Here is a 14,201-nt window from a genome sequence, read left to right on the forward strand (position 1 = left end):
AAATTGAGCGTAATCATGTTACATAGCAGTGGAATACACGGAAGAGTTTTCTCAACTAGCAGGAAATTTACTGTATATTTCTTGCAAAATCTATTGTATAATGATTATAGAAGTTACTTATTAAAAGTAATTGTTGTTTATTATAAGTTGTTGCTTACATGAAATGCGATTTTTGTACTTTTCAATAAGACAAGTTATCGCGAAAAATTGCTGAAGTTAGAAATTAAAACTGTATTTAGTACAGAATTTGTACTCTTTAAGGAGAGTGAGCTTTGTATGGTAACATTATATAGTTCTCCAAGCTGTACGTCTTGTAGAAAGGCGAAATTATGGCTAGAGGAAAATCATATTCCCTATACAGAACGTAATATTTTCTCAGATCCATTAACAATTGAGGAAATTAAAGAGATTTTACGTATGACAGAAAGCGGAACGGATGAGATTATTTCTACTCGTTCGAAAGTTTTCCAAGAATTGAATGTAAACTTAGAATCTTTACCACTTCAAGATTTATATAAGATGATTCGTGACTATCCAGGGATTTTACGTCGTCCAATTATGATTGACGAGAAACGCCTTCAAGTTGGTTACAACGAAGACGAAATTCGCCGTTTCTTACCACGTACAGTAAGAACGTTCCAATTACGTGAAGCACAACGTCTTGTAAATTAATTATAATAATATGAAAACCTTCTACCTATTATATAGTAGAAGGTTTTTTTTAATGTTTCACATTGCGTAATCGAACTTGTTGTACGATAAAGCCGATGCATAAAATAGTGAAAATGAACAAATAAGGAATGCTTGCAGTGAAACTTGGGTTGTTATGAAAAAAGGTGGCAAGTCTGTCTTCATGTGTAACCATTTTTCCTGCAGTATAGGCAAGAATCGCTGCACCGCAATAAATGAGGAATGGAAATCGTTCCATAAGTATTAAAATAAGTTTGCTGCCCCAAATAATAATAGGGATAGAAATGAGTAAGCCAATTATGACGAGTAAAAATCTCCCGTGAGCTGCACCTGCAATGGCAATAACATTATCAAACCCCATAACGAGATCCGCGAAAACAATTGTCCGCACAGCTTGGAATAAAGTTGTTTTTCCTTGAATAGCAGAAAGATCGTTGTTATTATCAGTTAATAAATTGACTGCAATTAATGTAAGTAAAACCCCGCCAATCAGTTGTAGAAATGGAATGTCGAGTAAATAGACAGCTAATATAGTAAGGGCAATTCTTAGTACGATTGCTAAAAGAGTACCAATCAAAATAGCTTTATTTCGTTTCGATTCAGGTAAATTTCGGCTAGCTAGTGCGATGACAATTGCATTGTCACCACCTAATACAACATCGATACCGACAATCATTAGTACGGATGTTAAAAACTCTAAGTCCATTCGTCTGCCTCCATTTATGATGTTTTAATAAGCGAACTGTATGTATGTGATGAAGAAAGTTGTTGTTAAATAATCTCTTCCAATAGAAGTTTCACTTTATTAAAGTGTACGGGGGAATGTGGAAATGTATGTCCAAATTTTTTGTAAGTAAGAAATCGCTATAATAATATATTTATGTAGTTGATCGAGTAAAGATAGGCATATAACTATTTTTGTAAAATAAATCGATTTTATTTCCATTCTGGAGAATCTTATCATAAAATGAGAGTACAAGAATCTATTGATTTGTCATATGAGTGGGGAATCCCTTCATAACAATTCTAAGCAGGAAGGGAGAGTTGTATTTTGGATATTGAAAGAATTAATGATCATACGATGAAATTTTTTATTACGTACATTGATATAGAGGATAGAGGATTTAATCGTGAAGAAATTTGGTATGATCGCGAACGAAGTGAAGAGCTCTTTTGGGAGATGATGGACGAAGCTCGTGATCATGACGATTTCTTTATTGATGGGCCGTTATGGATTCAAGTGCAAGCAGTCGATAAAGGGATTGAAGTACTTGTCACGAAAGCAGAGCTTTCAAAGGACGGACAAAAGCTGGAACTACCGATAGGGGTAGACAAAATTATAGATATTCCTCTAGATGAAGGCATCGAATCATTATTCCAACAAGAGTTAGTCGAAGAGGTAGAAGAACAAACAGGAACAAACTTTAATGAAGATGGTACGTTTGGCTTTTTAATTAAATTTAATGATTTTGAAGATGTCATTTCATTAAGTCATCGTCTTATCTTTGAAGATATAAAAGATGAGCTGTATTCATTTGAGAACCGCTATTATGTATATGTGGAATTCGATGAAGTGCTACATGATGAAGAAGAAATCGATCGTATTTTAAGTATTATTTTAGAATATGGGGAAGAATCAACTTTAACAATTCATCGTGTAAGTGAGTATGGAAAACAAATTGTGAAAGAGCATGCGCTTGAAACGATTCGCAATAATTTTCCTGCTAAAACGTAGGCCGATTTCTGTAGTATGAAATCGGCTTTTTATATGAAGAATAGGAAAGCTTTCTTAGTTAGGAGGTAAGAGATGAAAAATACGTTAAAGCTGATTTTCTTTATCCTGCTATTGTTCGCATTATTTGTTTCGTTACGTATGTTTATTGATGTAGCATTTTATTCAGATGTGATTGGGATAAAAGATGTTTCGATTTTAGGTATTATTAGTATTTTATTTACAGTATCTGCGTTTTTAATTGGTTGCGTTATTTTCTTAGAAAATCGCCATCCATCTAAAACACTTACATGGTTAATTGTGTTAGGGATTTTTCCGGTATTTGGCTTCTTTGCTTATTTATTATTTGGACAAAATTTTCGGAGAAAAAGAATGTTTCAAAAGAAGGCGTTACTTGATGAACAGGCGTTTTTACAATATAAAGGGCATGAAGATTACGAAGAAAGAATTTTACGCAATCATAAGCATCAAGAGCTGTTATTTCGTTTAGCGGATCGCTTAGGCGCTTTAAATATTTCATTTCAAACTGAAACGAGGACATTAACAAATGGAGATGAAACGTTTCAGGCCATTTTAGATGGATTAAAACGAGCAAAACATCACATTCATATGGAATATTACATTGTGCGTGATGATAAATTAGGAACAGAAATTAAAGATATTTTAATACAAAAATCAAAAGAAGGCGTTGTTGTTCGTTTTTTATATGATGCGGTTGGAAGTTTTAAGTTATCAAAATCGTATATTGAAGAATTAAACGATGCAGGTGTTGAAATGATTCCGTTTTTTCCTGTGCGCTTTCCGATTTTAAACGATAAGATTAATTATCGAAATCATAGGAAAATTGTTGTGATTGATGGGAACGAAGGGTTTGTAGGCGGATTAAATATCGGTGATGAGTATTTAGGGAAAAGTAAATATTTTGGCTTTTGGCGAGACACGCATTTGTATTTACGTGGTGAAGCGGTTCAAAGTTTACAGCTTATTTTCCTTCAAGATTGGTTTTATATGACTGGAGAGGCTGTGCTAGCTCCTGAATATTTACAAGCAAAAGCAGTTGAGGGTGATCATTGGGGAGGCGTGCAGCTCGTTGCAGGCGGCCCTGATAATAAGTGGGAAACGATTAAGCATTTATATTTCGCAATGATCGCTTCTGCTCGGAAATCTATTTGGATTGCAACGCCGTATTTCATTCCGGATGATGATATTTTATCCGCATTAAAGGTAGCTGCGCTTGCTGGTATTGATGTTCGTTTGTTAATGCCGAGTAAGCCTGATAAGCGTACTGTCTTTTACGCATCGAGATCGTACTTCCCAGAGCTTTTAGATGCAGGGGTAAAGATATATGAGTATGAAAAAGGTTTTCTCCATAGTAAAGTTGTCATTGTCGATTCTGATTTAGCTTCAATTGGGACAGCTAATATGGATATGAGAAGTTTTCATTTGAATTTTGAAGTAAATGCCTTTTTATATGATACAGATAGCATTAAAAGACTTGTTCAAGACTTTAAAGATGATTTAGAAGAATCAAGTGAAATTCATGTCGATCATTTTCATAAAAGGCGTCTTCATAGACGAATTGTTGAATCAACGTACCGGTTATTATCCCCTTTATTATAAAAAGAGATGTCCGAAATTGGGACATCTCTTTTTTTAAAGGAATTTGTAATAAATTGTAGAATGTAAAGAGCTGAAAGGATGTGATTACGATATTTATAGCTAAAAGAGAAAACGGAGAAAAAATTCATTTACTCTACAATTGTAATGAAGAGCTTTTGCGCCGTATGCGTCAACAGGAACGATTCTTTTGTGTAGCTTGTGGAAAGGAAGTACAAATGAAATTAGGGAAACAAAAAAGTTGGCATTTTGCTCATAAAAAAGTGGATTCATGTCTTGCCTTTTATGAAGCGGAATCTATGTATCATAGGCACGGTAAAGAATTGTTATATAGATGGTTCGAACGTCAAAACTTTCATGTAGATATAGAGCATTATCTGCCCCAGATTCAGCAACGACCAGATATTTTTATAGAGAGAGCAGGGAGAAAAATTGCGATTGAATACCAATGCGCAAATCTTTCTATAGAGCAGCTGTACAAACGAACCTATTCGTATTGGCGAGCGGGTATACAGGTCATTTGGATCATTGGTGGAAATCAATTGAAAAAGCAATCTGCATATTGGATGAAATTTTCCTCACTTATGGCTTTCTCCTTACAATCTTATCCTCAACCATTTCTTATTTTCTTCTGTTCCAAACAAAAAGCATTTATGAAATGCGCGTTTCTCACTTCTTTTTCTACAAGCGTCTCTTTCTCACATACTATATATTTACCAACTGAAACTACTACTTTTGAATTACTCTTTTCCCCTGTTCCTTTCCAAAAAGAAATATTAGACCGAGAATGGAAGCAACGAAAGGACTATTTTCGAAAAAATGCTTTGCCTATTTGGAATTATAATTATAAGTCACTATTACGCCTCTTATATCAATTTAAATGTACCCCAGCGAGCTTTCCTTCTGAAATTGGTGTTCCACTCCCTTCTGGATTTGCTTTTCAAACAAACCCATTTATATGGCAAGCTTTTCTATATATGAAGTGTATAGGGGAGCTTGCAGTAGGAGAGTGTATTTCTCTTCAATATGTGTGTAGTTATGTAAAAAAGTATACGAAAAGGCGTATGCTCCCGTACTTTTCAAAGCATATATGGAAAGTAGCAGTTACTGAATATATGACATTCTTATGTTATACAGGTGTATTACGTAAAGTGGAGACTTATAAGTACCGGAAAATAAGGGGAATCGTTATGTTAAAAACAGAGGAGGAAGTTATGAAATATGATGAAACTTGTTTAGCGTATGCCTTATCTTTATTTGAGGCAAAGTACAACATGAGAGAAGGAAAAGGGGATATAATAAAGACTGATTGTGAAGGAATTACATAAGAAAAAAACGAATTGTACTTAAGTAGAGATAATTAAAGGAGGGCTTAAAGAATGTCTGAACAAAACAAAGCGAAAACATTACCAGATCGCAATGAGATTGAAGAAGCAAGTACGTGGCGATTAGAAGATATTTTCCAAACAGATGCAGAATGGGAAAAAGAATTCCAAGCTATTAAAGAGCTATTACCGAAGTTAACTGAATTTAAAGGGAAACTTGGTGACTCTGCGGACAATTTACTTGAGGCATTGCAATATGAAGACGAAATTTCAATGCGATTAGGTAAGCTATATACATATGCTCATATGCGTTACGATCAAGATACAACAAACTCTGTATATCAAGCATTAAATGATCGCGCAACAAATTTATATTCACAAGTATCTAGTAGCACAGCGTATATTGTACCTGAAATTTTGTCGGTTTCAGAAGATACACTGCAAACATTCTTGAAGGAAAATAGAGATTTAAGTGTATATGAACATGCATTAGAAGAAATTACACGTCAACGCCCGCACGTATTATCAGAAGCTGAGGAGGCTTTATTAGCGGAAGCATCTGAAGTAATGAGTTCATCAAGCAATACATTTGGTATGTTGAATAACGCGGATTTAAAATTCCCATCTATTAAAGGTGAAGACGGAGAAGAAATAGAAATTACACATGGTCGTTACATTCAGTTTTTAGAAAGTGATGATGGCCGTGTTCGCGAAGATGCATTTAAAGCTGTATATGAAACGTACGGGAAATTTAAAAATACATTCGCAAGTACGTTAAGCGGAGCAGTAAAACGTAATAATTTCAATGCGCGTGTTCGTAAATATGATTCTGCTCGCCAAGCTGCACTAAGCAATAATAATATTCCGGAAGCAGTATATGATCAACTTGTTGAAACGGTAAATGACAACTTACATTTATTACACCGTTACATCGATATTCGTAAGCGTGCATTAGGACTTGATGAGCTTCACATGTATGATTTATATACACCACTTGTACCAGAAGTGAAAATGAATGTGAAATACGAAGAAGCGCAAGACCTTTTATTAAAATCTTTAAACGTACTTGGTGATGAATATGTTGATATTTTGAAAGAAGCATATGAAAATCGCTGGGTAGATGTGTATGAGAATAAAGGAAAACGAAGCGGGGCATATTCATCTGGTGCATATGGAACAAATCCGTATATTTTAATGAACTGGCATGATAATGTAAATAATTTATTTACACTTGCTCATGAATTTGGTCATTCGGTGCATAGTTACTATACAAGAAAAACACAACCGCACGTATATGGTGATTATTCCATCTTCGTAGCAGAAGTGGCATCAACTTGTAATGAAGCGCTTCTAAATGATTATTTATTAAAAACGACAGAAGATAAGAAAGAGCGTCTATATTTATTAAATCATTATTTAGAAGGGTTCCGTGGTACTGTATTCCGTCAAACGATGTTTGCAGAGTTTGAACATATTATTCATAAGAAAGTACAAGAAGGACATGCTGTTACGCCAGACATGCTAACGGAAATCTACTACGATTTAAATAAGAAATATTTCGGTGACGCTTTAGTAATCGACGAAGAGATTGGTTTAGAATGGTCTCGTATTCCGCACTTCTACTACAACTATTACGTATATCAATACGCAACAGGATTTAGTGCAGCGACAGCTCTATCTAAACAGATTTTAGAAGAAGGACAACCAGCAGTAGAACGTTATATTAACGAATTCTTAAAAGCAGGAAGCTCTGATTATCCAATTGAAGTGCTGAAAAAAGCAGGAGTAGATATGGCATCTCCTGAACCAGTAAAAGAGGCACTACAAGTATTTGAAGAGAAATTAAATGAATTAGAAGCATTATTATTTGAAGAAAAGTAATGAAAAAAGACGAGAGATTGTATCCTCGTCTTTTTTGTTGAATAAATTCAATGTCGATATTTGTCGAAAAAATAAGGTGAATTTCTTTGTTTTTCTAACTGAAAGGATAGTTTTACAGCTGATTTTTGAAATTAAAACCCTTTGAATCTTTTTTTATGATTGAAATAAGAGAGAGTGATAACGATGATTCCAAATAAAAGAGGTAAGGCAATAATTTTAGGAAAAGCTTGTAGTAGAGAGAGGATGTACAAGAAAAAAGAAACGATGACAGCTAGAAAGAGAAGAGCAATATAAGATTTTTTCATAAATAACCCCCCTAAATGACCTTTTTTATAGCTTATTCAAAAATGAAAACGTTTAGAATGTGACAAAAGTGTGAATTTCGACAAAAGGGGTTGTCATCTGGCGTCGAATCTTGTAATATAATAAGCGTGAACGAATTCACATACAAACATATACCCCTTTGTTTGAACGTGAAAATTTCTCCCATCCCCTTTAATATTTTTATAAGCCGTAAAGAAAAAGACCTGGTGTTTACACCAGGTCTTTTTCTTTTGCTATCCATTTCCAATAACGTTCGCATTTTACTTCAATCATTTGTACTTTTCGTTTCAGTTGTAATTTTTTAAGTTCGCGCTCAATTTCTTGCTGCGGACAGTCATAAATAAATGCTACTTCTTTTGAAGATATAAATTGTGTTGCTTCTAGTAATGCTTCTAAAGGTGGTAATGGTTCTGGCTCAATTTCACATTTTACAAGTTCTTTCAATAATTGTACGTATACATCGTAGGAATAATTTCCAGCGATTTTAATACCTTCTTCATCTGAGTTCGCATGAAAAAAGACGAGGGAGGGTATTTCTGTAATATGCATTTCATTCGTGAATTTCAAGTCACATTGGAAAGCTTTTTTTGCACTAGCAGAATGTAGATCTTTTTTAAATTCTTCTACATCAATATTGCTATCTTTCGCACATGCAAGTAATAGTTCGCAGTCAGGGGTTGATACATTTTCAAGGAAAATGTATTCTTGGAGTTTTCGCAAAAACTTCGAACCTGCTTTTCGGCCCTGTAACTCCGCTGCCTTAATCGCCATCGAAACTAAATATGGTGTTGACGATGCTTCTTGCATATGTACCTTTCCATCACATGAAAAACCTTGTAAACTTGTTGTCTTTTCCCACACAAATCGAATATTAGCAGGTTTATTCCATTTGTGTGAGGAAGCGTTCGTTCCATCCACTTTTCCTGTTACGATATGACGAATAGAGAAGTATTTCCCGTATTCAAGCCATAGTTTAATAATAAAAGGCTCAATTTCCCAGCAATCTTTACAAAGTGGATCAATAAATAAATATGCTTCTACAGACTTATGCTCGCATGCGGAAGGAGATGGCATATTTATATGCTTTGCTTCCTGCTTATCCATTACACTTCACCTGTTTCGTTTGGAGTATTAACCATATGCTGAGCGGTTAATGCTAAACGTTCAAAAACAAACTCTCTTATATGACCATGCACTCCAGTATCATCCATTGCTTGCTCCATACATGATAGCCAAGCCTCTGCTCGTTTTGGAGTAATCTCAAACGGAAGATGGCGTGCTCTTAACATAGGATGACCATGTTCTTCAGTGTACAAATTAGGACCACCTAAATATTGTGTTAAAAATTGCTTCTGCTTCCTAGCGGTTTCTGTTAAATCTTCCGGGAAGATGGGAGATAAGTCAGGGTGTTTACTGACATAGGAATAAAATGTATCTACTAATATTGCAATGCATTGTTCACCGCCAATTGCTTCAAATGGTGTCATCGGTTGCTTGCTCATCCTTTATAAACTCCTTTTTCCATGAAATGTATATCTATTGTAGCAATGGAATGTTCGAGAGGGCAAATAAACAGCCTTCTCAAACATTCTTTGCTTATTCTACGGGTGTAAACTTTTTTAGTAAGATGTATCCACTAGTGAAACATATTCACTAGTGGAATTTTCACTTTAGCGTGCTTTGTTTTGTTTGGCAAGGAAAAAGCGTTTTACTTTGTTATTTGTATGACGAACAGGTATGTTATGTTGCGTTAATAAATGAATAAATGCAGCTTTTCCTGTTTCTTCATCTTGCACTTCAAATTCAATTTCATAATCATCGTGATTGTAATAGAAACTATGATCAAAGACAAGCGTTCCGCCTTTAAATAATGCTTCGGCTCTTTCAGTTGTTAAACTACCCATATAAGTTAAAGTGGAAACAGGAATTTGTAATTTGTGTAGTTGATCCATTACAGCCCCTGGAATGATTACGTTTGTTTCCATCATCATTCTTGCTTCGTCTTCTGTTACGACTTGATGCGTTTCTAACAAGCCGACTTCTGCAGGTTGTTTCAATGTTAATGTATAAATTTCTCCTTTATGACGAATACGAAGTGCAGAGCCGGCTTCTTTTAACGAGAAGCCCGGTGTTTCAAAGTAGTGATTCACCTGTTTCGTAAATGCTTCAATAGAGAATGATTTACATAATGTATCGAATTCTTCTTCTGTAACAATATTTTTAAATTCAATTTCAATTTCTTGTGTCATTGTATGCGCGCTCCTTTTAAAAAATAATTCTTTACACATTATCGCTTTTTCATAAATTTGGTTCAATGTTTTATTTGTTTGCGTCCATGTTATGATACAATAATACTGTTAAGTAAGACAGGAAGTTGAGATGGAGGAGTTAGAGCATGCAAAATAAAATTCAAGTTAAGAGCGTAGAAAAGAGAGAGAATGCGCTTATTTTTTGTGCAGAAAATAATGAAATAGAGGTAAAGGAGTTAAGTGCGCGTAATCACGTACTTGTAGACTCAGACAATTTATCATTTTTATATATTTTAGAAAACGAATCATCTTTCATTTATGTAAGTATTCCGCACACATGCTGGGAAGCAATGCATGAAGCGATGAATAACGATATAGTAATGTTCGTTCGTGTGAATGACGTTGAAATGGAATTAGAAAATTTAAAAGAAGAAGTAGAATATTTAGTTGAAAATATTGAAGGTAATGCAAATTACGGAGAAGAACTAGTAACTGCTGTAGAAAAAGTATTTCTATAAGCAAATGGATTGATTTTGGTGGTGGTTGAAATGAATCGAAATTGGGAAGAATTTTTAGCACCTTACCATCAAGCGGTGGCAGAGCTGAAAGTGAAACTAAAAGGAATGCGTACTCAATTTGCAATGTTGACAGAGCATTCTCCAATTGAGTTTGTAACAGGAAGGGTAAAGTCGGTTGCTAGTATTATTGATAAAGCGGAGAAGAGAAATGTACCGCTAGATCGGCTGAGAGAAGATATGCAAGACATCGCGGGCCTTCGAATGATGTGTCAATTTGTTGATGAGATTAAGCCTGTTGTAGAATATCTTCGAAAACGAAATGACTTTGAAATCGTGGAAGAACGTGATTATGTCACGCAAAAGAAAGATAGCGGCTATCGCTCTTATCACGTTGTCATTAGTTACCCCGTTCAAACGATTCAGGGAGAAAAAAAAGTATTGGTAGAAATCCAAATACGCACGTTAGCAATGAACTTTTGGGCAACAATTGAGCATTCTTTAAATTATAAATATAGTGGACGTTTTCCTGAAGATATTAAAATACGCTTGCAACGTGCAGCGGAAGCGGCGTTTTTATTAGATGAAGAAATGTCTTCTATTCGTCTTGAGATTCAAGAAGCGCAGAAGGCTTTTTCAAGAAAGCAAGAAACGAAAGATTCCGAATCATAAACTAAAGGGTGTTGGGCGATGAAATTTACAATTATGTCAAAGGGAGATCAATCATCAGATACACTGGCAAGCACGATGAAAGAGTACTTGTTAGATTTTGGATTTACAATGGATGAAAAGGAACCCGATATTGTAATTTCTGTTGGGGGAGATGGAACGCTTTTATATGCGTTTCATCGTTATTATAATCGATTGGATGAAACAGCATTTGTTGGTGTACATACAGGACATTTAGGTTTCTATGCAGATTGGTTACCGACAGAAGTAGAGAAATTAGTAATTGCGATTGCGAAAACACCATTCCAAGTGGTGGAATATCCGCTTTTAGAAGTGATTATTCGCTATGTGAATGGAAGTAAAGAGTCACAGTATTTGGCGATGAATGAGGCGACTGTAAAAAGTGCAGAAGGTACATTAGTAACAGAAGTAGAAATACGCGGAGAATATTTTGAAACATTCCGCGGGGACGGCCTTTGTATTTCTACTCCTTCAGGAAGTACTGCATATAATAAAGCGCTTGGCGGAGCAATTATTCACCCTTCTATTGAAGCGATTCAAATTGCAGAAATGGCGTCCATTAACAATCGTGTGTTTCGTACTGTGGGATCGCCACTCGTATTGCCGAAGCACCATACATGTGTGTTAAAGCCAGCTGCAGGAATGAACTTACAAATTACAGTGGATCATTTAACGATGGTTCATCAAGATGTGAAATCAATCCAGTATCGCGTCGCAAACGAGAAAGTACGATTTGTTCGTTTCCGCCCGTTCCCGTTCTGGAAACGAGTTCGTGACTCGTTTGTTGCAGATAAATAGAAAGGGTTATAAATTTGAACAGATTTACATTGAAATGGGATATAGGACTGGCTGAAGAGAGTACTTTAGTTAGGGAATTTTTGAAAACGAAAGGTATTTCTAAAGCCGCTTTAACGGATATAAAGTTTCACGGCGGGGCAATTGAAGTAAATGGTCAACATGCGAGTGTTCGTCATCAGTTGCGCGCTAGTGAAGAATTACGCATCTTTTTTCCAGTGGAGGAAAGAAGTGAAGGGATGATTGCAGAAGATATCCCTTTATGCATTGTATATGAAGATGATGCGGTTCTTATCATTAATAAAGAGGCGAACATGTCAACGATTCCATCTAGGGAACATCCGACAGGGAGTGTTGCCAATGCGCTTTTATCTCATTATGATAAGCAGCATCTTGCAAGTACAGTACACATTGTAACACGGTTAGATCGTGATACTTCAGGGCTTATGCTTATTGCAAAAAATCGTTTCGTGCATCATCTTTTATCGAAGCAGCATCAACAAAAAGCTGTGAAACGAACGTATGAAGCAATTGTTCACGGTGAGATGGTAGAACGAGAAGGAATGATTGATGCACCAATTGGTCGGAAATCTGATAGCATTATTGAGCGAACGGTTTGTGAGGATGGACAAAGGGCAGTTACTCATTTTAAAGTAATTGATAGTACATATCATAAGACACATGTAGCGCTGGAGCTTGAGACAGGAAGAACGCATCAAATTCGTGTGCATATGGCTCATATAGGACATCCATTACTTGGTGATAACTTATATGGAGGAAGAAGGGATGAAATGAAACGGCAAGCACTTCATAGTAAATCTTTGACGTTTTATCATCCTATTTTAGAGAAAGAAATGTCTTTCACTATAAAGATTCCAAGCGATATGCAAGAGTTACTTAGGAATGCTTAAAAAGGGAACAAAATTCTTATATTATAAAGAATTTTGTTCCCTTTTTTCTTAGCGGAATAATATTAAAATTTGGTTCTCACCCGTACGCTTTATAACAAAAAATCCACTTTCGGCTTTTGTAGCAATGCCATTGTCATTTGGACGACAATATCCATGCGTTTCGCAAGTGCCGTCATCACGTACTAACATTTGCCCAATTAATCCGACAGGAAGCCACTCGGCGCGATCTTTTCTTGCTACATATTTGCAAGCTGGATCCCATTCTGTATTTAAAAGAGGTTGTATTTCTTCTGATTCCGTCCATACATATTGGCGTTTTCCAAAGTTGTCTGTTTTATAGCGTTTTTGCCAACTTAAAGCCCCGCTATTTCCTATAAGTGCAGGGGTTGCACTAGATATTCCTAAAATGAACGAATCGTGTGAAGTAGCTATCCGAATTTTTTCTTCGCTACTAAATGTAACGAAATAACCGACATCAATAGGTTTATGACCTTCTGTTTCAAACATTTGTGCAAAATCCGTTCCGCTTGCATTGTAAGACGCGCCCTCAATATACATTTCTCCATTATGGGCAAGCCATTTAGCACCGATATTATGGTCGGTGTCGTTTGCACCATTTGCAATAAACCAGGAATAAGCTTCTTCTGCAGTGCCGAAGCGCCCCATAATATGGCTACCTGCAAAATGAGCTGTTGATGTATGATGACCTTCCGCATGAGAAGAGAAGCCGTTAGCGATAGTTGCGGTTCCTTCTGCGTGTGCTGCTTCGCCTAAAGCAGTCGTCTGTTTACCCTCCGCATGAGAATAAGCACCGCCTGCTGTCGTTTCACTTCCCTCACTATGCGAACTATGTCCAGTTGCTTTTGAGTTGGATCCTTCTGCATGAGAGAAAGAACCTTTTGCGTGTGTTAATAAGCCTTCCGCATGTGCTGCCATGCCCTCCGCATGAGAGTGAAGCCCCTCCGCATATGCATATCGGCCGCCCCTTTTAACTTTTGTATTTTCAGGTGTAGGTGTCTCAATTATGAGTGGTTTTTCAGTTTGTATATCATTCGATGAAGCTAATGCTTCTTTTATTTTTTTTACTTTGTTTATAATAGCAGCTGGAATTTCTGGTTCCACTTTTTTATTTATTGCTACAGAATTATTTTCTTCCACCGTTTCTTCTGTTTGGTTAGAACGTAGTACCTGTTCATCTTGATTTGAGAGCTGTTTATTTTTTTGTTGCATCTTTATTTTTCTGCGATCGATTATGTGGTTCATCACAGCATTTTCTAAAGAGACATATGTTGGTTTTACTTTGCTTTTTTTTGATGACTCTTGTTCTTCTAGTTCTTCTATGGCTGCAGCCCGAATGCTACACCAGTTGTTAATTCCGTACATGGGCAGATATAAAGGGGGAAATTTTCTTTTTTGTTTAGAAGATTTTTTCTTCATTCTGTCACCTCCTGCGACATTATATGTAAAGTAAT

15 protein-coding genes are annotated in these 14,201 nt (G+C 35.9%); 9 read left to right on the forward strand and 6 right to left on the reverse strand.

Annotation, left to right across the window (positions count from 1 at the left end; genetic code table 11):
• The first annotated feature begins 276 nt into the window (after positions 1-276).
• Positions 277-672 carry a transcriptional regulator Spx gene (gene spx / locus DOS87_RS06235; RefSeq protein WP_000258267.1) on the forward strand — a complete coding sequence of 132 codons (396 nt, stop codon included), beginning with the start codon at positions 277-279 and terminating at the stop codon, positions 670-672.
• Between the two features lie 49 nt (positions 673-721).
• On the opposite strand, the gene DOS87_RS06240 is transcribed toward spx, so the two are convergent.
• Positions 722-1,396, reverse strand: a complete 675-nt coding sequence (locus DOS87_RS06240) for a TerC family protein (RefSeq protein WP_000362600.1) — start codon at positions 1,394-1,396, stop codon at positions 722-724.
• A gap of 345 nt (positions 1,397-1,741) precedes the next feature.
• On the opposite strand from DOS87_RS06240, the gene mecA reads away from it, so the two are divergent.
• From mecA to pepF, 4 genes are all read left to right on the forward strand, one after another.
• A complete protein-coding gene (mecA, locus tag DOS87_RS06245; protein ID WP_000350716.1) occupies positions 1,742-2,425 on the forward strand; it encodes an adaptor protein MecA in 684 nt (227 codons plus the stop codon).
• Positions 2,426-2,497: 72 nt separating this feature from the next.
• Positions 2,498-4,042: a cardiolipin synthase gene (locus DOS87_RS06250; protein WP_000799189.1), complete on the forward strand. Its 1,545-nt coding sequence runs from the start codon at positions 2,498-2,500 to the stop codon at positions 4,040-4,042.
• A gap of 80 nt (positions 4,043-4,122) precedes the next feature.
• Positions 4,123-5,367 (forward strand): competence protein CoiA, encoded by a 1,245-nt coding sequence (locus tag DOS87_RS06255; protein WP_000628322.1) that lies wholly within the window; start codon positions 4,123-4,125, stop codon positions 5,365-5,367.
• 51 nt (positions 5,368-5,418) lie between these two features.
• Positions 5,419-7,245 carry an oligoendopeptidase F gene (gene pepF / locus DOS87_RS06260; RefSeq protein ID WP_000003356.1) on the forward strand — a complete coding sequence of 609 codons (1,827 nt, stop codon included), beginning with the start codon at positions 5,419-5,421 and terminating at the stop codon, positions 7,243-7,245.
• Between the two features lie 131 nt (positions 7,246-7,376).
• Here pepF and DOS87_RS06265 read toward each other — a convergent pair whose 3' ends face one another.
• From DOS87_RS06265 to DOS87_RS06280, 4 genes are all read right to left on the reverse strand, one after another.
• The gene (locus tag DOS87_RS06265) at positions 7,377-7,550 is read right to left on the reverse strand and encodes a hypothetical protein (protein WP_000750354.1); all 174 of its coding nucleotides are present in this window, start codon (positions 7,548-7,550) and stop codon (positions 7,377-7,379) included.
• Between the two features lie 229 nt (positions 7,551-7,779).
• Positions 7,780-8,673, reverse strand: coding sequence for a ClpXP adapter SpxH family protein (locus DOS87_RS06270; protein WP_000360659.1), 894 nt, complete (start codon positions 8,671-8,673; stop codon positions 7,780-7,782).
• Positions 8,673-9,071, reverse strand: a complete 399-nt coding sequence (locus tag DOS87_RS06275; RefSeq protein ID WP_000043386.1) for a globin domain-containing protein — start codon at positions 9,069-9,071, stop codon at positions 8,673-8,675. Before DOS87_RS06275 ends, DOS87_RS06270 begins: the two co-directional genes overlap by 1 nt.
• 168 nt (positions 9,072-9,239) lie before the next feature.
• On the reverse strand, positions 9,240-9,818 hold the full coding sequence (locus DOS87_RS06280) for a CYTH domain-containing protein (RefSeq protein ID WP_000191102.1): 579 nt from the start codon (positions 9,816-9,818) through the stop codon (positions 9,240-9,242).
• 146 nt (positions 9,819-9,964) lie between these two features.
• Between DOS87_RS06280 and DOS87_RS06285 the strand changes: the two genes are divergently transcribed.
• From DOS87_RS06285 to DOS87_RS06300, 4 genes are read left to right on the forward strand one after another with little or no spacing between them, the layout of a single operon-like run.
• Positions 9,965-10,336, forward strand: coding sequence for a UPF0738 family protein (locus DOS87_RS06285; protein ID WP_001179996.1), 372 nt, complete (start codon positions 9,965-9,967; stop codon positions 10,334-10,336).
• Between the two features lie 30 nt (positions 10,337-10,366).
• A complete protein-coding gene (locus DOS87_RS06290) occupies positions 10,367-11,005 on the forward strand; it encodes a GTP diphosphokinase (RefSeq protein WP_001081480.1) in 639 nt (212 codons plus the stop codon).
• Between the two features lie 18 nt (positions 11,006-11,023).
• Entirely contained in the window at positions 11,024-11,821 is a 798-nt protein-coding gene (locus tag DOS87_RS06295; protein ID WP_000673196.1) for an NAD kinase, read from the forward strand.
• Positions 11,822-11,835: 14 nt separating this feature from the next.
• Entirely contained in the window at positions 11,836-12,729 is an 894-nt protein-coding gene (locus DOS87_RS06300) for an RluA family pseudouridine synthase (protein ID WP_001079127.1), read from the forward strand.
• Positions 12,730-12,777: 48 nt separating this feature from the next.
• Here DOS87_RS06300 and DOS87_RS06305 read toward each other — a convergent pair whose 3' ends face one another.
• Positions 12,778-14,166 carry a peptidase G2 autoproteolytic cleavage domain-containing protein gene (locus DOS87_RS06305; RefSeq protein WP_000730508.1) on the reverse strand — a complete coding sequence of 463 codons (1,389 nt, stop codon included), beginning with the start codon at positions 14,164-14,166 and terminating at the stop codon, positions 12,778-12,780.
• Between the last annotated feature and the right edge of the window lie 35 nt (positions 14,167-14,201).

The sequence above is a fragment of the Bacillus sp. CR71 genome, from assembly GCF_003429245.1.
GTDB lineage: Bacteria > Bacillota > Bacilli > Bacillales > Bacillaceae_G > Bacillus_A > Bacillus_A thuringiensis_S.